The 21,745-nt window shown below is 40.4% G+C and carries 18 protein-coding genes; 10 read left to right on the forward strand and 8 right to left on the reverse strand.

What is annotated here, in order from left to right; translation table 11 throughout:
* Window positions 1-8: 8 nt before the first annotated feature.
* On the forward strand, window positions 9-467 hold the full coding sequence (locus H5183_RS13615; protein WP_182731926.1) for a hypothetical protein: 459 nt from the start codon (window positions 9-11) through the stop codon (window positions 465-467).
* A gap of 535 nt (window positions 468-1,002) precedes the next feature.
* Here the strand turns inward: H5183_RS13615 and mnmE are convergent.
* From mnmE to rpmH, 5 genes are all read right to left on the reverse strand, one after another.
* Entirely contained in the window at window positions 1,003-2,367 is a 1,365-nt protein-coding gene (gene mnmE / locus H5183_RS13620) for a tRNA uridine-5-carboxymethylaminomethyl(34) synthesis GTPase MnmE (RefSeq protein WP_145241707.1), read from the reverse strand.
* Between the two features lie 126 nt (window positions 2,368-2,493).
* Window positions 2,494-4,128, reverse strand: a complete 1,635-nt coding sequence (yidC, locus tag H5183_RS13625; protein ID WP_145241709.1) for a membrane protein insertase YidC — start codon at window positions 4,126-4,128, stop codon at window positions 2,494-2,496.
* Window positions 4,129-4,136: 8 nt separating this feature from the next.
* Entirely contained in the window at window positions 4,137-4,412 is a 276-nt protein-coding gene (gene yidD, locus H5183_RS13630) for a membrane protein insertion efficiency factor YidD (RefSeq protein WP_064668255.1), read from the reverse strand.
* Window positions 4,413-4,538: 126 nt separating this feature from the next.
* Window positions 4,539-4,964, reverse strand: coding sequence for a ribonuclease P protein component (gene rnpA / locus H5183_RS13635; RefSeq protein WP_145241711.1), 426 nt, complete (start codon window positions 4,962-4,964; stop codon window positions 4,539-4,541).
* A gap of 7 nt (window positions 4,965-4,971) precedes the next feature.
* Complete coding sequence (rpmH, locus tag H5183_RS13640) at window positions 4,972-5,106, reverse strand: 50S ribosomal protein L34 (protein ID WP_004335215.1); 135 nt, start codon at window positions 5,104-5,106, stop codon at window positions 4,972-4,974.
* A 507-nt stretch (window positions 5,107-5,613) separates the two neighbouring features.
* Between rpmH and dnaA the strand changes: the two genes are divergently transcribed.
* The 9 genes from dnaA (at window position 5,614) to H5183_RS13685 (ending at window position 17,821) form a co-directional block, all read left to right on the forward strand.
* On the forward strand, window positions 5,614-7,005 hold the full coding sequence (dnaA, locus tag H5183_RS13645) for a chromosomal replication initiator protein DnaA (RefSeq protein ID WP_145241713.1): 1,392 nt from the start codon (window positions 5,614-5,616) through the stop codon (window positions 7,003-7,005).
* A 13-nt stretch (window positions 7,006-7,018) separates the two neighbouring features.
* Window positions 7,019-8,122 carry a DNA polymerase III subunit beta gene (gene dnaN / locus H5183_RS13650; protein ID WP_149983170.1) on the forward strand — a complete coding sequence of 368 codons (1,104 nt, stop codon included), beginning with the start codon at window positions 7,019-7,021 and terminating at the stop codon, window positions 8,120-8,122.
* A gap of 6 nt (window positions 8,123-8,128) precedes the next feature.
* Window positions 8,129-9,223, forward strand: a complete 1,095-nt coding sequence (recF, locus tag H5183_RS13655; RefSeq protein ID WP_145241717.1) for a DNA replication/repair protein RecF — start codon at window positions 8,129-8,131, stop codon at window positions 9,221-9,223.
* Between the two features lie 12 nt (window positions 9,224-9,235).
* Window positions 9,236-11,662 (forward strand): DNA topoisomerase (ATP-hydrolyzing) subunit B, encoded by a 2,427-nt coding sequence (gyrB, locus tag H5183_RS13660; RefSeq protein ID WP_149983171.1) that lies wholly within the window; start codon window positions 9,236-9,238, stop codon window positions 11,660-11,662.
* Between the two features lie 143 nt (window positions 11,663-11,805).
* Complete coding sequence (glyQ, locus tag H5183_RS13665) at window positions 11,806-12,708, forward strand: glycine--tRNA ligase subunit alpha (RefSeq protein WP_145241722.1); 903 nt, start codon at window positions 11,806-11,808, stop codon at window positions 12,706-12,708.
* Window positions 12,709-12,710: 2 nt separating this feature from the next.
* Window positions 12,711-14,780: a glycine--tRNA ligase subunit beta gene (glyS, locus tag H5183_RS13670; protein ID WP_182731927.1), complete on the forward strand. Its 2,070-nt coding sequence runs from the start codon at window positions 12,711-12,713 to the stop codon at window positions 14,778-14,780.
* 61 nt (window positions 14,781-14,841) lie between these two features.
* Window positions 14,842-15,291 (forward strand): hypothetical protein, encoded by a 450-nt coding sequence (locus tag H5183_RS13675; RefSeq protein WP_182731928.1) that lies wholly within the window; start codon window positions 14,842-14,844, stop codon window positions 15,289-15,291.
* A 213-nt stretch (window positions 15,292-15,504) separates the two neighbouring features.
* The gene (locus H5183_RS13680) at window positions 15,505-15,972 is read left to right on the forward strand and encodes a DUF3015 family protein (RefSeq protein ID WP_182731929.1); all 468 of its coding nucleotides are present in this window, start codon (window positions 15,505-15,507) and stop codon (window positions 15,970-15,972) included.
* A 37-nt stretch (window positions 15,973-16,009) separates the two neighbouring features.
* Complete coding sequence (locus H5183_RS13685) at window positions 16,010-17,821, forward strand: DUF4105 domain-containing protein (protein ID WP_182731930.1); 1,812 nt, start codon at window positions 16,010-16,012, stop codon at window positions 17,819-17,821.
* A gap of 30 nt (window positions 17,822-17,851) precedes the next feature.
* Here the strand turns inward: H5183_RS13685 and tusA are convergent, their stop codons facing one another.
* The 3 genes from tusA to fadB form a co-directional block, all read right to left on the reverse strand.
* Window positions 17,852-18,091 carry a sulfurtransferase TusA gene (tusA, locus tag H5183_RS13690; protein WP_182731931.1) on the reverse strand — a complete coding sequence of 80 codons (240 nt, stop codon included), beginning with the start codon at window positions 18,089-18,091 and terminating at the stop codon, window positions 17,852-17,854.
* Window positions 18,092-18,291: 200 nt separating this feature from the next.
* Window positions 18,292-19,461 carry an acetyl-CoA C-acyltransferase FadA gene (gene fadA / locus H5183_RS13695; protein ID WP_145241734.1) on the reverse strand — a complete coding sequence of 390 codons (1,170 nt, stop codon included), beginning with the start codon at window positions 19,459-19,461 and terminating at the stop codon, window positions 18,292-18,294.
* A gap of 4 nt (window positions 19,462-19,465) precedes the next feature.
* Window positions 19,466-21,625, reverse strand: a complete 2,160-nt coding sequence (gene fadB / locus H5183_RS13700; RefSeq protein WP_145241736.1) for a fatty acid oxidation complex subunit alpha FadB — start codon at window positions 21,623-21,625, stop codon at window positions 19,466-19,468.
* Between the last annotated feature and the right edge of the window lie 120 nt (window positions 21,626-21,745).

A 21,745-nucleotide genomic window follows, 5' to 3' on the forward strand; every position in this document is an offset into this window, starting at 1 on the left:
TATACGAAATGACTCAAACAGAGGCTAAAAGGTTAAAGAGACTCATATGGCTTACTCCTATTATTGGAGTAGTAGCTGGTTTTGCATACCTTGCAATCAAGAGCTATTTCAACTGGTCTATTGGTTTTACTGAAGTACGTACTTTATCAACAATAGTGGCCGGTTTTAGCTTTACTATGCTTGGTTTTCTGGCTGCCATAGCTGCATTTCTATTTTCCTTACAAAAGTATCGCTTTTTTAAAAGATGGGTTGCAGATGGGAATTCGGTAGTATTTTTTACGTTATTCAAAGTGGCTTTTATATGCCTTTTTATAACGTTTGGTTTTAGTTTGTTTGTATTTACCTCACAAGGCCAAGGGTTGGCATTCAAAGTTATGATGATGTCCGTAACTAATAATGTGATTCAACTTTGTATCATAACAATAATAATTATGGACAAAGTTTTCAAAGCTAGGGACGGTGAATAATCATCATTACTATATACTAGCTTCTAAACCACTCCTTTCAAATCCTTTAAAGCCATAAATCGGAACCCCGCAAGCGGGGCCCCCTTGCTTCGCAACCCTGCGGGCGATTTCTAGCTTGACTGGCTTTTCACTGCGTAGTGAAGGTTATCCAAGAGGTATGCGGCGCTCTGAGTGGCAAGCACTCGACGCTTTCACACCTCCTGTATACAACTGGCATTTCAAATAATGCAGGAAAGAGGGAAGGTAAATAAATTTATATTTATCTGTTTTTATTATATTTTCCCCGTTTTCCAATCTAATATCCTTTATTGAAATAGACTTGGTAGGGGGGTCATATCCTCTTTTCGCTTACGATTTATGATAACTTCCTCTTTGGTGGACCAATAGTGGCCCACAACAAAGAGGTCAGTGGGCCATTCGAGGCCCATATTATGTAACTAAAGGAAACTATTGAAAGATAAAAAAATTATTAAATATATGAATAAATTAGGTTTTTTAACTTAAGTTGGATGTTTGTTTCCTTTGGTTTACCTTGTTATTTACCGATACAAAACGAGCTGAAAATTTTGCCAAGTAGATCGTCAGAGGTAAATTCACCGGTGATCTCGTTTAAGTAGTTTTGTGTTAAACGTAGTTCTTCAGCTAGGATCTCACCGGCAATATGCATCTCTAATTGGTCTTTGCCAGTTTGTAAATGATGAGCTGCGCTATCGAGTGCATCCAAGTGACGACGACGGGCCATAAAGCCGCCTTCGGTAGCTCCCTGAAAACCTATACATGCCTTTAAGTGAGTACGAACTAACTCTATACCATCAGCATTTTTAGCACTTAAGCTGATCACTGGATATTGCTGGTTTTCGCTCATACCGACTTCGTCACCCGATAAATCGGCTTTATTTCGGATCACGGTTACGCCCATACCGGCAGGTAGTTTGGCCATAAACTCTGGCCAAATAGCATGTGGGTCAGTGTCTTTGGTATCAGTGCCATCAAGCATAAACAACACGCGGTCGGCTTGTTTTATTTCATCCCATGCGCGTTCAATGCCTATTTGCTCAACGCGGTCTGGGCTTTCGCGCAGGCCTGCAGTATCTATTATATGTAGCGGCATGCCATCAATGTGAATGTGTTCTCGTAGTACGTCACGGGTGGTGCCGGCAATTTCAGTAACAATAGCGGCTTCACGCCCTGCAAGTGCATTTAGTAAACTAGATTTGCCTGCGTTAGGGCGCCCAGCAATCACCACGCGCATACCTTCACGCATAATGCTGCCTTGTTTTGCTTGATTGGTCACATTGCTTAGCTGGGTGATAATGGCATTTAGATCACCAGAGACTTTACCGTCAGATAAAAAGTCTATTTCCTCATCGGGAAAATCAATGGCCGCTTCAACGTACATACGCAAGTGAATGACTTTTTCAACTAAGGTATCAATGTGCTTAGAGAACTCGCCCTGGAGTGATTGTAAGGCGCTTTTGGCTGCTTGTTCTGAAGTGGCATTAATTAAGTCAGCAATTGCTTCTGCTTGGGTTAAGTCCATTTTGTCGTTCATAAAGGCGCGCTCAGAAAACTCGCCTGGCTTTGCTAATCGTACACCTTCAATTTGGCTAATTTCTTTAAGTAGCATATCCAGTACTACAGGACCGCCATGGCCTTGTAGTTCAAGTACATCTTCGCCAGTGAAAGAGTTTGGCCCGGCAAAATAAATAGCAATACCTTGATCAAGTTGCTCGCCAGCAAGACTGTTAAATGGCACGTAATCGGCGTAACGCACCTTAGGGCAACGACCAATAATCTGTTCGGCGACGGTTTTTACTAAACTGCCAGAAACGCGAATAATACCAACGCCACCACGACCAGGTGCGGTTGCTTGTGCTGCAATTGTGTCTTGATTGATCATGCTAATAGTTTGCCAACTTAAAGAGTAATGGTATGGGCGTATTGTAACCTATGCAGTTATGACTGGCGAATAGCGGGCAATAAAAAAGGCGACCAATGGTCGCCTTAATTTAAGTAACTGAGCAAATTAGCCCCTGACTTTTATTCCTTGCTTTTCCATACCGCGATAGATGATCAGCATCTGTGCGATAGAGATAAGGTTTGATACTAACCAGTAAAGTACTAGACCAGATGGGAACCAAAGGAAGAACACTGAGAAGATAACCGGCATAAAGGTCATCATCTTTTGTTGCATCGGATCAGTTACCGTCATTGGTTGTAGCTTCTGAGTAATAAACATACTGGCACCAAATAAGATTGGTAGTACGTAGTATGGGTCTTTCGCAGATAAGTCAGTTAACCAAAAAATAAATTCAGCATGACGCAGTTCTGTTGATTCTAAGAATACATAAAATAGCGCTAAGAAAATTGGCATTTGCAGCAAAATAGGGAAACAGCCACCCATAGGGTTTACTTTCTCTTTGCGGTACATTTCCATGGTTGCTTGGCCGAATTTTTGACGGTCATCACCAAACTTTTCTTTTAATGCAGCCATTTTAGGCTGTAGGGCACGCATCTTCGCCATTGACGTATATTGCGCTTTGGTAAGTGGGTACATTGCTGATTTAACAATCACAGTAATGGCGATAATTGCCACACCCCAGTTACCTAGTATGCTATGTAGCCATTTTAATAGTATAAATAACGGCTGTGAGATAAACCATAACCAACCGTAATCGACAGTTAAATCTAAGTTCGGATGAATAGCTTCAAGTATATCCGACTCTTTAGGGCCCATATAGTAAGTTGCACCAAGAGTTGCTTGTTGGTTCGCTTGTACATTTATCGGCTCACCTTTAGCACCAATAATTGCTGCGTTGCCTTTAGCAATTAAGCTGTAAAGGGTATTTTGCTGTTCTTGCGAAGGAACCCACGCACTTACAAAGTAGTGCTGAATAAAAGCAATATAACCACCTTGCGTATTAATGCTAAGGTTTTTGTCGGCCATATCAGAAAAGCTATATTTCTCGTACTTTTCCTCAGCAGAACCATAGGCAGCACCTAAGTAGTTTTGGTCAACTAAGCTGCCTTTATCTTGTACTGTGCGTTTTACTTGCGTATACAGCTGTACTTGAATTGGCTCTGCGGTGGTGTTATTTACTGAGTATTCTAAAGCAACATCGTATTGACCTTTTTTGAATACATACGTTTTAGTAAAACTAACACCTTTGCTATCAGTAAATGTAAGTGGTACGCGAAGTTCGTCACCTGTTAAAGCAAATGTTTTTTGCTCAGAGTGATAAACCGGGCGACCTTCTGCAGATGCATCTGGGCCATTTAAGCCTATTAAACCACTTTGAGAGAAATATTGTTTACCATCAAACTCACCAAGTAACATATAAGGCGTTTCGCTGCCTTTTGTTTCTTCGTATTGCAGTAAGTCAGCTTCAACAATATCACCACCACGGGTGTCAATTTTAACTTTGAATACGTCAGTCGTAATTTCAATAACTGAACGTTTCGCGGTTGTTGCTGCAGTAGGTAATTCACCATCGGTTGATGATGGAACATAATCATCGGAGTCAGGGGAATTAGTTTGTAGTGTTTGTGTGTTGGCACTAGGATCGACTTTTGGTGCGTTGTAGTCTTTATTCCACTCTTGGAACAATAAAAACGATACAAGCATCAGGCCGATGAATAAAAACGTGCGTTGCGATTCCATAACAGCTCTTATTTCTCGTGTTGGTGGTTAATATGGGTTAATTTTTCAGGTACGGGATCATCCCCACCTGAATGTAAAGGATGACATTTTAATATGCGTTTAACCGCTAACCAACTCCCTTTTACAGATCCATGCAAATTAATTGCTTGAATAGCATAACTAGAGCAGGTTGGATTAAAGCGACAATGCGGACCTAACAGCGGACTAATCCACTTTTGATAACCACGAATTAATAACACTAAACAGCGCTTAGGAAAAGCAACAAGTGGTTTTAGTAACCTCATGATGTTCAAGCCTCTGCGTAATATTTAGTGAATGGATACCATGAATTTAAACGCCCAAAATGGAATTTTAAATGCATGATTAAAAGGTGAGCTAAAGATACCTTAATTAACCATGTAATTCTATTGCTATTGGCTCTGTTTATTGGATTTAGCCGATTTGTTGGGGCGTTTTTTAAACGGCGGTGGTTTTGGTGCACCAGGTTTACAGCGTTCGTTAATCTTGCGCCATAATTTAGTGAGTTGTTTAGTTAGCTCTTCATTTGACTGTTCATCAATACCACTTTTAACCATCAGCACAATATCGACATTATCAATAGTGTGTTGGTTTAAACGAAAACTTTCGCGAGCAAGACGTTTAATACGGTTTCGTTGGCAAGCTTTTTTAACCCGTTTTTTAGCGACAGTGAGTCCTAAGCGAGGTTTTGCTTGGTCATTGGGTTTTGCTAATAAGGTAAAAAAAGGAGTTGCGGCCCGAGCGGGTTCATTAAAGATGCGAGAGTAATGCGAGGGAGTTAACAGACGTAACTCCCTGCCAAAGTTAAAGTCTTCCACTTATATATTAAGCAGAAAGAACTTTGCGGCCTTTAGCGCGGCGACGAGCTAATACTTTACGGCCATTTACAGTTGCCATGCGAGCACGGAAACCGTGTGCACGTTTGCGTTTTAAAACGCTAGGTTGAAAAGTTCTTTTCATAACAATTCCATCCGATCGGTTAAAGGTTAAAACATCCTATGCAGGTCGCGATCCTGGCACAGGTGCCATTGCGAGCGCGAGATATTATCGATGAAGTGCCTTAAAGTCAACCATAATCGCATTTATAATAGAGGGGTGATAATAGATCTGTTGGCAGGATCTGCTAGGATCCTTATATTAAAGAAGTTTTCCACAGGCTCTGTATAAAAAGTGCATAAAAGCTTGGGGTAAGTAAAATAGATCACATAATTTGATCGCGATCCAAGCCCTTTTTTGCTATGATCATACTTTGAAGTTAAAAATAATTGCTATTAAAAATCAATGTCTTGCTTGTTTTTTTTAGCCAGATCATATTTTTCAAAAAAATCAATCTTGTACTTGTGGATAAAGTGCATTCATAATACTCGGTCTTGGGTTAACAAATTGCCTAAATAATAGTAATAAATGTATGATTTCCGGCCACTAAAGATGACCGGGAATAAATACTAAGTCTTTGGGAGTTTAACTGTGTATCTGTCGGTTTGGCAAAGTTGTTTATATGTATTGCAAGATGAACTGCCTTCGCAGCAGTTCAGTATGTGGGTAAGACCACTACAAGCAGAAAGTACCGAAGATACCCTGACGATTTATGCACCTAATCGCTTTGTGCTTGATTGGGTAAGAGAAAAGTACTTAAACCGAATTAATGAATTACTTGTTGAGATTTGTAAGGATGAAGCGCCAGAGTTACGCTTTGATGTAGGTAGCAAGCCAATCCACAATGCGCAAGTGATCGCGCCTGCAACAACTGGCTCTGCGACCCCGATGAATCAGCCGGCAGCAAAGCAGCAACCAAAAGCAGCTAAAGCTGTGGTTGAGCCTGCTCCTAAGTCTGGTTACAAATCAAACATTAAAGAAAACTACACCTTTGATAGTTTTGTTGAAGGTAAATCTAACCAGTTAGCAAAAGCTGCTGCGACGCAAGTTGCGGATAATCCTGGTGCTGCCTTTAACCCGGTATTTATATATGGTGGAACGGGTTTAGGTAAAACGCATTTATTACATGCGGTTGGCAATGGTATTATGGCAAATAAGCCAGATGCAAAAATTGTTTATATGCACTCAGAACGCTTTGTGCAAGATATGGTTAAAGCCCTGCAAAATAATGCTATTGAAGAATTTAAGCGTTATTACCGCAGTGTTGATGCTTTAATGATCGATGATATTCAGTTTTTTGCTAACAAAGAACGCTCTCAAGAAGAATTCTTTCATACTTTCAATGCATTACTTGAAGGTAACCAACAAATTATTTTAACCTCAGATCGTTATCCAAAAGAGATTGAAGGGGTTGAAGATCGCCTTAAATCACGTTTTGGTTGGGGTTTAACCATCGCGATTGAGCCGCCAGAGCTTGAAACGCGAGTGGCTATTTTGATGAAAAAAGCCCAGCAGAGTAAAATTAATTTACCTCACGAAGTGGCCTTTTTTATCGCTAAAAAATTACGTTCAAATGTGCGTGAGTTAGAGGGCGCGCTTAATCGTGTGATTGCTAATGCAAACTTTACTGGTCGACCAATTTCGATCGACTTTGTAAAAGAAGCATTACGTGACTTACTCGCTTTGCAGGACAAACTGGTCACGATAGACAATATTCAACGTACGGTTGCTGAATATTATCGTATTCGCGTCTCAGACCTGCTATCTAAGCGCCGCAGCCGCTCTATCGCAAGGCCTCGCCAAGTTGCTATGGCATTGTCTAAAGAACTTACCAATCACAGCTTACCTGAGATTGGTGATGCCTTTGGTGGCCGCGACCACACTACAGTATTGCATGCGTGCAGAAAGATTAAATCACTACGTGATGAAAGCCACGAAGTGAAAGAAGATTACCAAAACCTAATAAGAACATTGTCATCTTAGGGCTGACTTTATTATGCAAATAACTATATCAAGAGAACAATTTTTAAAACCTTTGGTGCAAGTATCTGGCGCAATTGAGCGCAAGCATACCTTGCCTATCTTATCTAACGTTTTGTTAGAGGTTGAAAATGGCGAACTTTCAATGACAGGCACAGACCTTGAAATTGAACTTGTCGCAAAGGTTTTTGTTGGCGATGATACCGCTGATGCAAAATTGACTTTGCCAGCTAAAAAATTACTCGATATTTGTAAAAGTCTGCCAGACGGTTCAGATTTAACGTTGAGCAGTCAAGATCACCAACTATTACTGACCAGTGGAAAAAGCCGCTTTTCATTAACTACACTCGCTGCGGAAGACTTTCCTAATCTTGAGCAGTGGGATGGTGAAGTTGAATTTCAACTAACGCGCTTAGAACTGCGAAAGTTACTTGAAAGCACCCACTTTTCGATGGCCAATCAAGACGTACGCTATTACTTAAATGGTATGTCGTTTGAAGTAGATAATACTGATATAAAAACAGTGGCTACTGATGGTCACCGTTTAGCAATTGCGCAAAAACAATTAACGCAATCGTTAAACACTCAACGTCAGCTAATAATTCCGCGTAAAGGCGTACAAGAAATTATGCGTCTAATGGTTGCTGATGATGAGTTGGTGACAATTCAATTTGGTGCAAATCATATTCGTATTTTAGATACAGAGTTTACTTTTACGAGTAAATTAGTTGATGGGCGTTTTCCTGATTACCGCCGAGTATTGCCACGTGGTGGTGATAAAGTTATTACCGCAAATCGTGAATGGTTACGCAGTGCGTTTCAACGGGTATCTATTTTATCGAACGAGAAGTTTAGAGGTGTACGGTTAAACTTATCGAACGGACTATTAAAAATTACCGCCAACAACCCAGAGCAAGAGCAAGCTGAGGAAGTGGTTGAAGTAAGCTATCAAGGTGATGACTTAGAAATTGGCTTTAACGTATCGTATGTTTTAGATGTATTAAATACATTAAAAACAGAAGACGTTTTATTTACGCTTGCTGATTCAAATAGTAGTGCATTGATAGAAGGTGCTGGCGATGAAGAAGCCATGTACGTTGTTATGCCAATGCGCTTATAAGGCACTATGAGTTTAAGTCATTTGAGCCTCAATAATTTTCGGAATATTGAGGCGCTCACTGTAGAGCCAGTGAATGGTATTAACATAATTTATGGTGAAAATGGCAGTGGCAAAACCAGCCTTCTTGAGGCTATTTATTACCTTTCTCATGGCAAGTCTTTCCGCACCCCAAAACACAAAAGTATCATTACGCACCATAAAGAAAAATTCACCATTCATGGTCGTAAATCACTTTATAACTTATCAATTCCAATCGGTATTAGTAAGACTTTAAGTGGTGAGACAGAATTAAAAATACAGGGTAAGTCTAGTCGTCGAGTGTCTGAACTTGCCCAGTTAATGCCAGTACAAGTGATCACCCCAGAAAGCTATTCGTTGTTTTTTGGAGGTCCAAAAGAACGCCGAAAATTTTTAGATTTAGGATTGTTCCACGTGGAACAAGACTTTTTTTATTTGTGGCAATCTTTCAATAAAGTATTAAAGCAACGTAATGCATTATTGAAAAGTAAGCCTAAGAATTATTTTGATCAAATCAAGTTTTGGGATAAAGAATTTGTTAGACTGGCAGACCAAATAAATAATTTACGAATTGCGTATATAAGTAGGTTTAAGCAGCAATTTTTTGATAAAATGTGTGCAGAATTAACGCTTATACGCGATTTAGAAATAAGTTTTTATGCTGGTTGGAAAGAAAATGAATCTCTAGCCGACGCTCTCGAACAAAGCTTTGAGCGTGATAGTCGCCAAGGTTTTACAAATAAAGGGCCGCATAAAGCTGATTTCAGTTTTAGTGTCGCTGGCAATAGTGTGGAAAACACCTTTTCACGCGGTCAATTGAAGCTATTGCTTTATGCGTTAAAAGTAACGCAAAATAGTTTGATTGAGTCAGAGACAGAAAAGCAATCAATATTGCTAATAGATGATCTACCTTCAGAGTTAGGGGAAGATACGAAAGAGAAAGTAGGACAGTTATTGTCGCACTGTAGCTCTCAAATATTTATCTCTACAATTCAATCTGAAAGTATTTCTGCTGTGGTGGAACCCATGCAACGAGAACTACAAATGTTCCACGTGAAACATGGCAACCTAATAACAAGATAAGTGGGATTAACCATGTCTGAGAATTACGATTCGTCGAGTATTAAAGTACTAAAAGGATTAGACGCAGTAAGAAAGCGTCCTGGAATGTATATAGGGGACACCGATGATGGCACAGGCTTACACCATATGGTGTTTGAGGTCGTTGATAACTCTATCGATGAAGCCTTAGCAGGTCACTGTGATGACATCTATGTCACAATTCATTTAGATGGTTCTGTCTCTGTTCGAGATAACGGCCGTGGTATTCCAACTTCAATTCATGAAGAAGAAGGCGTGTCAGCTGCTGAAGTAATTATGACAGTACTACATGCTGGTGGTAAGTTTGATGATAACTCATATAAAGTATCAGGCGGCTTACACGGTGTTGGTGTTTCAGTAGTAAATGCGCTTTCAGAAAAATTAAAGCTAACAGTTCGTCGTGAAGGCAAGCTACATGAGCAATTTTACACTATGGGTGTTCCTGATGCGCCACTAGCTGTAATTGGCGAATCAGAAACCACAGGTACTGAACTTCGTTTTTGGCCAAGTGGTGAGACTTTCACAAACTTAGATTTCCATTACGATATTTTAGCTAAGCGCTTACGCGAGTTATCATTCCTGAATTCAGGTGTGAGTATTATTTTAAATGATGAACGCGAAGAAAATAAAACTGACCACTTTAAATATGAAGGGGGTATTCGTGCCTTCGTTGAGTATTTAAACCGTAATAAAACACCTATTCATAAAGGTGTATTCCACTTTACTCATGAACGTGAAGAAGATGGTATTAGCGTTGAAGTATCAATGCAGTGGAATGATGCTTACCAAGAAAACATTTACTGTTTTACAAACAACATTCCACAACGTGATGGTGGTACTCACTTAGCCGGTTTTAGATCTGCGCTAACTCGTACACTTAACAACTATATGGAAAAAGAAGGCTTTAACAAAAAAGCTAAAACAACCAGTAATGCAACAGGCGATGATGCCCGTGAAGGCTTAACTGCAGTTGTTAGTGTTAAAGTTCCTGATCCTAAGTTCTCATCACAAACCAAAGATAAGCTAGTTTCAAGCGAAGTTAAATCAGCTGTAGAACAAGCAATGGCTGAGAAATTCACTGAGTTCTTATTAGAAAATCCAGTAGATGCAAAAATAGTTGTTGGTAAAATCATTGATGCTTCTCGTGCTCGTGAAGCTGCGCGTAAAGCCCGTGAAATGACACGTCGTAAAGGCGCAATGGACTTAGCAGGTTTACCTGGGAAGTTAGCGGATTGCCAAGAAAAAGATCCAGCCCTGTCTGAACTATATATAGTGGAAGGGGACTCTGCTGGCGGATCAGCCAAGCAGGGTCGTAACCGTAAGAATCAAGCGATTCTTCCGCTTAAAGGTAAAATACTAAACGTAGAGAAAGCGCGTTTTGATAAGATGTTATCTTCACAAGAAGTTGCCACGTTAATTACAGCCCTTGGTTGTGGTATTGGTCGCGATGAGTATAACCCTGAAAAATTACGCTATCACCGAATCATTATCATGACCGATGCTGACGTCGATGGTTCGCACATTCGTACGTTACTATTGACCTTTTTCTACCGTCAAATGCCAGAAATCGTTGAACGTGGTTATATCTATATTGCTCAACCACCACTTTATAAAGTGAAAAAAGGTAAACAAGAGCGCTATATTAAAGATGATCCAGCACTTGTCGAATACCTAACTTCATTAGCATTAAATGGTGCCGCACTTTATACCGGTGCTGATGCATCTGCACTTGAAGGTGAAGCTTTAGAGGCTATCGTTCATGATTATCAAAACACAGTTAAAGTTATTGAGCGCTTAAAACGTAAATACCCGAATACGGTTATGGAACGTTTGATCTATCAAACAGAGCTAAACGAAACTGATTTAGCCGATGAAGCTAAAGTAATCGAGTGGACCAAAACGTTAGTCGATGACTTAGTCGCACGTGATGAAGATGCAACTATCTTCGCTGCTGCAACAGAGCATGATACTGAGCGTAACTTATATTACCCAGTTATCAATATTCGCCAACACGGTGTTGATAAGGCACACGTACTGAGCCATGATTTTATCTCTTCACGTGATTATAAACGCATCGCAGTAACTGGTACTAACATTGCCAATATCTTAAGTGAAGGTGCTTATATTCAACGTGGAGAGAAAACACTAGCTGTTGATAACTTTGTGGATGCATTGGAATGGTTGATCGCAGAATCTAAGCGTGGGCTATATATCCAACGCTATAAAGGACTAGGTGAGATGAATCCAAGTCAGCTGTGGGAAACTACCATGGATCCTTCAGCGCGTCGCATGTTACAAGTAACCATTGAAGATGCTGTTGGTGCAGACCAATTATTCGCAACCTTGATGGGTGACCAAGTTGAGCCGCGTCGTGAGTTCATAGAAACGAATGCACTACGTGTAGTTAACTTAGACGTATAATTAAATTATAGTAATTACAAAAAAGGAGCCTTAGGCTCCTTTTTTATTTTCTCAATTGCACAAACTGCTTAAAACATGACTACGCACAAGGTATACTGAAGGTAATTTTCACGCTACATCACAGCAGATACTAAAAGCCAAATATGCAAAAATATGACGTTAAAACCTTTCAAGGTTTGATCCTGGCTTTACAGGATTACTGGGCACAGCAAGGCTGTGTCATTATTCAGCCACTTGATATGGAAGTTGGTGCAGGAACATTTCATCCGCAAACATTTTTAAAGTCTATTGGTCCTGAACCAATGTCGAGCGCGTATGTGCAACCATGTCGTCGTCCTACCGATGGCCGTTATGGTGAGAATCCAAATCGCCTGCAACATTACTACCAGTTCCAAGTCGTATTAAAACCATCACCAGATAACATCCAGGAGCTATATTTAGGCTCATTAGCGGCTGTTGGCATTGATACCCTTACTGACGAAGTACGCTTCGTTGAAGACAACTGGGAATCACCTACGCTAGGCGCATGGGGTCTTGGTTGGGAGATCTGGTTAAACGGTATGGAAGTAACCCAGTTTACCTACTTCCAACAAGTAGGGGGCTTAGAGTGCTCTCCTGTTACTGGTGAGATCACTTATGGTCTTGAGCGTTTAGCTATGTACATTCAAGGCGTAGATAGCATCTACGATCTAGTATGGGCTGATGGCCCAATGGGCCGTGTTACTTACGGTGATGTATTCCATCAGAACGAAGTTGAGCAATCAACTTATAACTTTGAGCATGCAAATGTTGACGATTTATTTGCCCAGTTTGATAAATGCGAAGCTGAGAGCCAAAAGCTAATTGAAGCAAGCTTACCATTACCTGCTTATGAGCAAGTAATGAAAGCATCACACGCATTTAACTTATTGGATGCACGTCACGCTATTTCGGTGACAGAGCGCCAGCGTTATATCTTGCGCGTTCGTGCATTATCTAAAGCGTGTGCACAAAGTTATTATGACAAACGCGAAGCGCTTGGTTTCCCGTTGTGTAAGGATAAGTAAGCATGTCAGCACAAAATTTATTAGTAGAAATTGGCACCGAAGAGTTGCCACCAAAATCATTGCGTAAACTTGCCGAAGCATTTGCTGCAAATCTGACTGCAGAGCTTGAGAGTCTAGAGCTTAATCACCAAGGCGTAAGCTGGTATGCATCTCCTCGTCGCTTAGGTTTACAAGTAACAGCACTTGAAGCTCAGCAACAAGACAAAGAAGTAGAAAAACGTGGTCCAGCAACGAAGGCTGCATTTGATGCCGATGGCAAGCCGACCAAAGCTGCAATGGGTTGGGCTCGTGGTTGTGGTATTGAAGTAAGTGAAGCGCAAACACTCGAGACCGATAAAGGTGCATGGTTGTTACACATTGCTAAAGTAGCAGGCAAAGAAACCACAGCCTTGATGGCTGATGCGGTAAATAAAGCGTTAGCTAAACTTCCTATTCCTAAACCAATGCGTTGGGGGGCGAATAAAACACAATTTATTCGTCCTGTTCATACCGCAACTATTTTGTTTGGCGATCAGCTGATTGAAGGCGAAGTCCTTGGTAAAGCAGTGGGTAACCAACTGCAAGGCCATCGTTTTCATCATCCAGAAAAAATCACAATCAAACACGCTGATGATGTTTTTGAGGTGCTTAAGTCTGCACATGTTGTTGCTGATTACCAGCAGCGTAAAGCACAAATTCGAAGCCAAATCGAAGCTGCAGCAACAGCCGTTAATGCAGTAGTAGCTATGGATGAAGATTTACTTGAAGAAGTAACTTCATTGGTTGAATGGCCAGTAACTCTTACTGCAACATTTGAAGAAGCGTTTTTAGATGTACCAGCCGAAGCGCTGATCTACACCATGAAAGACGATCAAAAATACTTCCCATTACTTGATCAAGACGGCAAGCTACTTAATAAGTTTTTGTTTGTTTCAAACATCGAAAGTAAAAACCCAAGCGTAGTTATTGCTGGTAACGAGAAAGTAGTGCGCCCGCGTTTAGCTGATGCGCAGTTCTTCTTTGAAACAGATAAAAAGAAAACTCTTGAAAGCCGTTTAGAATCACTTAATAGCGTATTGTTCCAACAGCAATTGGGTACGCTTAAAGATAAGTCAGAGCGTATTAGTGAACTTGCTGGTTACATTGCTGAGCAATTAGGTGCCGATAAAACACTTGCTAAGCGTGCTGGTTTATTAAGTAAAACCGATCTAATGACCGAAATGGTGATGGAGTTTACTGACGTACAAGGTGTGATGGGGATGCACTATGCACGCCATGACGGTGAAGCCGAAGATGTTGCCATTGCCCAAAACGAGCAATACATGCCGCGTTTTGCCGGTGATAATTTACCTACAAACTTAATTAGCTGCGCGGTAGCGATTGCCGATAAGTTCGATACACTGGTAGGTATTTTTGGTATTGGCCAAGCACCAAAAGGTGATAAAGATCCGTTTGCGCTTCGTCGTGCAGCCATTGGTGCGCTGCGTATCATGGTAGAAAAAGAACTACCACTTGATATTTTAGATCTAGTCGCAAAATCACAAACCCTGTTTGGCGACAAGCTAACTAACTTAAATGTATCAGCCGATGTGTTTGAATTTATGCTAGGGCGTTTTCGTGCATGGTATCAAGATGAAGGTATTGAAGTAGACGTTATTCAAGCTGTACTAGTACGTCGCCCAACTAAGCCTGTTGATTTTGACCGTCGTGTTAAAGCGGTAAGTCACTTCCGTACATTAGACGCCGCAGAAGCGCTTGCAGCAGCTAATAAACGGGTAAGTAATATTCTGGCTAAAAATGACATTACAACGCAAGGCACTGTTGATGAGAGCTTATTAAGCGATGATGCCGAAAAGGCATTAGCGGCACAAGTTGCTAAGTTTGCCACTGAATTAGCGCCGTTATACGCGGCTGGCGACTATCAAGAAGCGCTTGCCCAACTTGCGGGTATTCGTGAAAGTGTTGATAACTTCTTCGACAACGTGATGGTAATGGCAGACGATGAAGCCGTTAAGCAAAACCGTTTAGCATTACTCAGTCAACTGAGTGGTCTATTTTTAGATATTGCTGATATTTCTGTATTACAGAAATAAATTCAGCTTCGCTTAAAAAGCCAGCAGCTATGCTGGCTTTTTAGTATTAGAGGGAATACCTATGAAACGTATATTAACAGTGGCTCTAGTTGCTTTACTGAGTGCTTGTTCGAGCCAAATACAAATGCCAGATCTTAGCGATGTACTGCCAGGCCAAGAACTTGACCGTACAATGTACCTACGCGGCGACTTCAATTTATGGGATGCAGAAACGCAATATGAATTTACTCAAGTCGCGCCTGCGCTTTATCAAGCACAAGTAAAGTTTTCAACACCGGGTAAAGTGTATGAGTTTAAAATAGCTGATATGGAGTGGAGCGCAGGTTATAACTGTGGGTTCAGTGGACAAGATCCAACCGGTCAATCTCTGACGTTAGGGCAAAGCGTTGTTGCCGATTGTGACACTACTTATAATTATTTTAGCTTCACTCCTGCAATTAAAGGCAGCTACATCGTTAGCATCGATTATCATAATAACGATCAGCCAAAAGTAACAATAACTAAAAAATAGAGCTACAGGGTAAATATTGCCATTATAATGTCTGATTATATTTACAGAAGTAATAACACCCTGTTAAAATTGGTACAGATTTTTTGTAATAATCGAAGTCAATTATTTTTGAGTACTATATCAAAAATAATTTAAAACCTCTAAAGCGCCAAATATAATCATAATATACTTGGATCGTTAATATGAATAAAAAAAATTAAAATAGGATTACAGATGTTAAAAACTACAGTAACAGCAGTTGTTTTAGCGGGGGCTTTTATAGCCGCTCCATTACAGGCTAAAGAGGGTCTTAACCCTTGGCAGGATTGTGGTATCGGCGCAATGGTATTTCCAGAGAATGGAACCGCAGCAGCAATTTCAAATATTATTTGGGATTTAGGTACTACAGCAGTATCTTCAAATATATCATCTGTTGGTAGCTGTGAAGGCGCAGGTGCAAAAACAGCTCTATTTATTCAACAAACATTCCCTGTACTTGAGCAAGAAATTGCTGAAGGTGAAGGTGAGTATGTTACTGCAATGCTAAATGTACGTGGTTGTGACGCTAGTTCTCATGGTCAAATTGTAAATGCTATCCGTAACGATTTTGCGACTAAACCTGCTCAAAATCCTCAAGCATTATATGCAATTGTTGAAAGCAAAGTGACTACACAGTTTGCAGCTACTTGCCCAGTTATTTAACTGTTAATAGAGTAGGTGTCAGCACCTACTCATACTTATGACTACAATCAAATACTTACCAGCACTAGCACTGTTTGCTACGTTTTCATCTTATTCATCTAGCTCACTTTCCGAGCATCCAACCTGGTTGAAATTAGGGCATTATAAAAACGCATCATCTCCTCAAAGTTATATTGAGAGTGATTCATTTTTTATCTCAAAAAATGGCAAAAATAACCCTTCATCCGAGTTAAAAGCAACGATTGATGCATTTAATAAAGACGCACAAATGCAATGCAAGTATCCTGCTAGATATCAGTGGTTACTATCACAAGGGCTTGAATTCTCAGAGCCAAAGGTTGAATGCACCGAACTTATAGAGTGGAGAGATAAACAACCGATTCACTCTGTAAGTTTAGTCTTTGCTTCAGGGTATATGAGTAATCCGGCTTCGCTTTATGGTCATATGCTTTTAAAGCTAAATAGATCAACGCCAGAGCACAATAAGTTACTAGATTACAGCTTAAATTATGGGGCACTAGTTCCTGATAATGAAAACGGTTTGGTCTATATTACGAAAGGGTTATTTGGCGGTTACGAGGCTGGTTTTTCTGATCAACTATTTTACCGTCATCAACATAACTATGGTGAAATAGAGCTGAGAGATATATGGGAATATAAGCTTAACTTTAGCCAAGAAGACGTCCTCTTTTTAACTAATCATTTATGGGAAATTATGGGGGCTAAGTATTCTTACTATTTTGCGGATGAAAACTGTGCATTTCATATCGCAAGGGTTGTTGAATTAATTATAGGTGAGCAGTTAACGAATGAGCTTTCGCCTTGGGTTATTCCTGCGACTATTTTTTCTCGCTTAAATAGTGCTCAATATAATAACGAAAAGCTAGTAAAGCAGATTGAGTTTACTCCTTCAAGAAGTAGTGTTTTTCATCAATATGAAAACAATCTTTCAGTAAAAGACTCTAAGCTGGCTTTAGCTATTTATCATTCGCAAAATATACTTTTTGAGCCGACATTTACAAATCTAGATGTGGTAACTAAAAAACGAATTATTGAAACTCTTTTTGAGTTTGTTCAGTTGCAGCAAATAAAAAAATATGATGTTGAACACATTGAAAAGTTAAAAAAAGCTCTTATTAAAGCTCGTTTAGTCCTACCTCCAGGTAAAGAAACCTCTTTTATTAATTATGATAAATATGCACCGCATTCAGCTCAGAAACCCTCAAATATATCTATTTCTTCGACTGTGTATAAAAATGAACAAAGCCTAAATTTAGGTTTCAGATTGAGTTATTTTGATTCATTAGCTTCTGATATTGCCAGAGTTCCTTACTCTAATTTAGAGATGTTGGATGTTGAGGTTGCTTTATTTGATTCGCAGTTATATCTAGAAAAATTACATCTTTTAGATCTAGAATCATTTAACCCAGCCTATAGTCAGTGGCCAAATGAAGGCGGTTGGGCATGGCAGATAAATGTAGGTTATGAAAGAAATCGCAGTCAGTGCTTTAGTTGCTCAAGTACATTTGCCATGGCAGGAGTTGGAAAGTCATGGTTATTAAATGCTAATCAGTCGCTAGTGTACGGTATGATTAATGGTTATGCTGGTGAATTACAAAGCACCCAACAATGGCTGGATACTTCAATAGAGCTAGGATTTTTAACGACTGTAACTTCTAATTTAAAACTAAGAACATCAATTGAGAAGTTTTATCACCAACAGTTAAGCGGTATTGCAACGAACATCGAGCTATCAGTGCCTATCAATCAAGATTTCGACATACGATTTGGTTATAAACATGCAACAGAGTTTCAGTGGCAGTTGAAATTAAACTTTTACTGGGATTAATGAATGTTTTAATTAGGGTTAATTATTGATTTATAACCCTTTTTTAACTAAATATCGATACGGTATGGCATCTACTTCTTTTTCTAACAGTGTATGATCCATAAACATACAAAAGCTGGGGATATCACGGGTGGTTGATGGATCGTCGGCAATAATTAATAAAGTTTCGCCATTTTCCATTTTACGTACCGCGCTTCTGATCATCATTACAGGCTCCGGACAGCGTAGGCCAATGGCATCTAATTGGTGATCGGGATTCTCAAAACTCATTGCATAACCTTTACTGTTTATTTAGCGCTTAACGATTAATTTAAGGCTGCTAGTTTAACGACCTCAGCCTGATAAATAAAGTCACTTCACTTGTGCTTATAAAGCGACATAACTTAGCTGCAAAAAATTAATTATAAAAAAGCCGCGTTGATTTAATCAACGCGGCTTTTTATCACCAAGGTATTACTTAATACATTTTATTAATCTTGCACACGTTCAAATACAGTTGCGATGCCTTGGCCTAAACCAATGCACATAGTTGCTAAACCATATTTTGCGTTTTTATCTTCCATTAAGTGAATAAGTGAGGTGCTGATACGTGAACCAGAACAACCTAAAGGATGACCCAGAGCAATAGCACCGCCGTTTAAATTCACTTTTTCATCAACTACATCAGCAAGACCTAGGTCTTTTAATACTGGTAGTGACTGTGCTGCGAATGCTTCGTTAAGCTCAGCAACATCGATATCATCAATAGTGATACCGGCTTGTGCTAATGCTTTTTTACTTGCTGGTACTGGGCCGTAACCCATGATTGATGGATCGCAACCTGCAACCGCCATGGCTTTAACACGTGCACGAATTGGTAAGCCTAAAGCTTTGGCTTTTTCTTCGCTCATTACTAACATAGCAGATGCGCCGTCAGAAAGAGCTGAAGACGTACCGGCAGTGACTGAGCCTGATGCAGGGTTAAATACTGGGCGAAGCTGTGATAAGCCTTCTACCGTTGTTTCTGGACGAATTACTTCGTCATCTTCAACTAAAATCAGTGAACCATCTGCGTCATGACCTTCCATTGCGAGGATTTCGCGGCGGAAACGTCCTTCAACCGTTGCTGCATGAGCTCGTTGATGTGAGCGGTATGCAAATTGGTCTTGCTGCTCACGGGTAATACCGTGAATAGTTGCAAGGTACTCTGCGGTTAAGCCCATTGAGCCAGATGCTTGTGCAATTGAAGTTGCTAAGCCTGGGTGAAAGTCGTTACCGTGGGTCATTGGCACATGACCCATGTGCTCAACACCACCAATGATGTAGGTATCACCAGCGCCAGTCATGATTGCGCGAGCAGCATCGTGTAATGCTTGCATTGATGATCCACATAAGCGGTTTACTGTTACCGCTGGCACTGTGTGAGGAATGCCGGCAAGTAATGCGGCATTACGAGCAACGTTAAAACCTTGCTCTAAAGTTTGTTGTACACAACCCCAATAGATATCGTCAATCGATGCTGGATCAACGGCTGGGTTGCGATCAAGTAAGCCCTTCATTAGGTGGGCGCTTAAATCTTCGGCACGCTTATGTTTAAATACACCGTTTTTTGAACGGCCCATTGGCGTGCGGATACAATCTACAATTACTGGAGTATTCATGGTCTTATCCTTCCACCTTATAGAAAATACGGCCTTCTTCAGCCCATTTGCGAGTTTGTTCAGATACTTGGTAAATCGCACCTAGATGAGCGTATTTGTCAGCTGTTGCAACAAAGTTAGCTAGTCCAGTTTGATCTAAGTAACGGAACGCGCCGCCTCTAAATGGAGGGAAACCAATACCGTAAATAAGTGCCATATCAGCTTCTTGTGGAGAAGCAACAATGTTTTCTTGTAAACACAGTAGCACTTCGTTGATCATAGGTATCATACAACGGTCGATAATTTCTTGTTTATCAAACTCTTTCGGTGCATCAGTGATTGCACTAAGTAGCTCAACTGCTTGTGGATCTTGAGCTTTTTTCAAGCGACCGCGACGATCCGGAGCATACTGGTAGAAACCCGCTTTGTTCTTTTGACCAAAACGCTTTTCGTTAGCGAATATTGTTACCGGATCTTTTTCGGCACGTGACATGCGCTCAGGGAAACCATCTGCCATCACGCCAGTACAGTGGTAAGCCGTATCAATACCGACAACATCAAGTAAGTATGCAGGACCCATAGGCCAGCCAAATACGTTTTCCATTACTTTATCTACTTTGGCAAAATCAGCGCCTTCAACAACTAACTTACTAAAGCCGGCAAAGTATGGGAATAATACACGGTTTACAAAGAATCCTGGGCAATCGTTAACAACGATAGGTGATTTACCTAACTTTAAGGCGTAATCAACAACGGCGTTAATCGTTTGCTCTGAAGTTTTCTCACCGCGAATAATTTCTACCAGTGGCATTTTTGGCACTGGGTTAAAGAAGTGCATACCACAGAAATTTTCAGGTTTTTCAAGAGCTGTGGCTAATTCATCAATACGAATAGTTGATGTGTTAGACGTTAAGATAGTGCCTGCAGGCATGTCTTTTTCAAGACCTGCTAAAACGGCTTGTTTAACTTTAGGGTTTTCAACAACTGCTTCAACAATGATATCAGCGCTTTGTAAATCGCTATCATTAAGAGTTGGTTTGATTTTACCTAACGTTGCTACCATTTTGTCCATCGCCATATGGCCGCGTTGAACTTTTTGACCTAATAGCTTAGATGCTTCACCCATACCTAAATCAAGCGCATCCTGTTGGATGTCTTTCATTATAATAGGTGTTCCTTTATAAGCTGACTGGTAAGCGATACCGCCACCCATAATACCAGCACCAAGTACTGCAGCTTGTTTAATTACTACATCACTGGTTTTAGCTTGTTTGCGCGCTTTCCCCTTGATGTATTGATCTGCTAAGAAAATACCCGTTTGGGCTGCGGCTTCTGGAGTGCGTGCTAATTTAGCAAAGTTGGCATTTTCAATCGCCATTGCTTCATCACGAGTACAGTTTGCTGCTGCTTTAATAGTACGAACTGCCATAATAGGAGCAGGATAGTGGCCTTTGGTTTTACCCATTACCATACCTTCTGCCATTGCAAAGCTCATACCTTGCTCAACACGGTTCAATTTAAGTGGTTGTAATTTTACTTGTCGCTTAGCTTGCCAATCTAGTTTTCCAGAGATTGCTAATTCAAGCGTTGAAATTCCTGACTCTATAAGTTTGTCAGTACTAACTACCGCATCAACTGCACCTACTTTTAAAGCATCAGCTGCGCGGTTTTCGGCACCAGAGGTGATCCAAAGCATCGCATTATCAGCACCAACAATGCGTGGTAAGCGAACTGTGCCGCCAAATCCAGGCATGATGCCAAGTTTTACTTCTGGTAGGCCAATTTTAGCATCAGTGCTAGCAACACGATAATCGGTAGCAAGTACCCACTCACAACCACCACCAAGTGCTAAGCCATTGATAGCGCTTAAAGTTGGGAATGGTAAATCTTCTAGCGCGTCAAAAACATCAGTGGCATCTTTGATCCACGTTACTAATTCAGCTTCTGGTTTAGTAAAGGTAGGTAAAAATTCGAAAATATCGGCGCCAATAATAAAGTGTTCTTTATCACTGGTAAAAATCATGCCTTTGATATCACTGTTTGCGGCTAATTCTTTTAATGCAGAGGCGCAATCTTTCAAGGTTTGCTGAGACAAAGTGTTTACAGAACCTGCAACACAAAATTTGAACTCGGCGATATTATCCTTGATGAAAGCAACTTCAAAGGAATCGCTTTTATATAACATTATTATTCTCCCTAGTTAGTGAACTAAGACTGGTACGATGAGTTTGCATTTCAATCAGTGTGCTTGCTTTAAATTAAAAATGCAACGAAAAATTTACTGTGGTGCCTTACTACTGGTTAA

The sequence above is a fragment of the Pseudoalteromonas sp. SR44-8 genome, assembly GCF_014163635.1.
In the GTDB taxonomy this organism is placed as follows: domain Bacteria; phylum Pseudomonadota; class Gammaproteobacteria; order Enterobacterales; family Alteromonadaceae; genus Pseudoalteromonas; species Pseudoalteromonas rhizosphaerae.

Coding starts and splice junctions, on each gene's coding strand:
- H5183_RS13675 (WP_182731928.1), top strand. CDS start 14,842: ATGAAACGTATATTAACAGTGGCTCTAGTTGCTTTACTGAGTGCTTGT.
- recF (WP_145241717.1), top strand. CDS start 8,129: ATGAGTTTAAGTCATTTGAGCCTCAATAATTTTCGGAATATTGAGGCG.
- glyS (WP_182731927.1), top strand. CDS start 12,711: ATGTCAGCACAAAATTTATTAGTAGAAATTGGCACCGAAGAGTTGCCA.
- glyQ (WP_145241722.1), top strand. CDS start 11,806: ATGCAAAAATATGACGTTAAAACCTTTCAAGGTTTGATCCTGGCTTTA.
- H5183_RS13685 (WP_182731930.1), top strand. CDS start 16,010: ATGACTACAATCAAATACTTACCAGCACTAGCACTGTTTGCTACGTTT.
- yidD (WP_064668255.1), bottom strand. CDS start 4,412: ATGAGGTTACTAAAACCACTTGTTGCTTTTCCTAAGCGCTGTTTAGTG.
- gyrB (WP_149983171.1), top strand. CDS start 9,236: ATGTCTGAGAATTACGATTCGTCGAGTATTAAAGTACTAAAAGGATTA.
- fadA (WP_145241734.1), bottom strand. CDS start 19,461: ATGAATACTCCAGTAATTGTAGATTGTATCCGCACGCCAATGGGCCGT.
- yidC (WP_145241709.1), bottom strand. CDS start 4,128: ATGGAATCGCAACGCACGTTTTTATTCATCGGCCTGATGCTTGTATCG.
- H5183_RS13680 (WP_182731929.1), top strand. CDS start 15,505: ATGTTAAAAACTACAGTAACAGCAGTTGTTTTAGCGGGGGCTTTTATA.
- H5183_RS13615 (WP_182731926.1), top strand. CDS start 9: ATGACTCAAACAGAGGCTAAAAGGTTAAAGAGACTCATATGGCTTACT.
- dnaN (WP_149983170.1), top strand. CDS start 7,019: ATGCAAATAACTATATCAAGAGAACAATTTTTAAAACCTTTGGTGCAA.
- mnmE (WP_145241707.1), bottom strand. CDS start 2,367: ATGATCAATCAAGACACAATTGCAGCACAAGCAACCGCACCTGGTCGT.
- rpmH (WP_004335215.1), bottom strand. CDS start 5,106: ATGAAAAGAACTTTTCAACCTAGCGTTTTAAAACGCAAACGTGCACAC.
- fadB (WP_145241736.1), bottom strand. CDS start 21,625: ATGTTATATAAAAGCGATTCCTTTGAAGTTGCTTTCATCAAGGATAAT.
- tusA (WP_182731931.1), bottom strand. CDS start 18,091: ATGAGTTTTGAGAATCCCGATCACCAATTAGATGCCATTGGCCTACGC.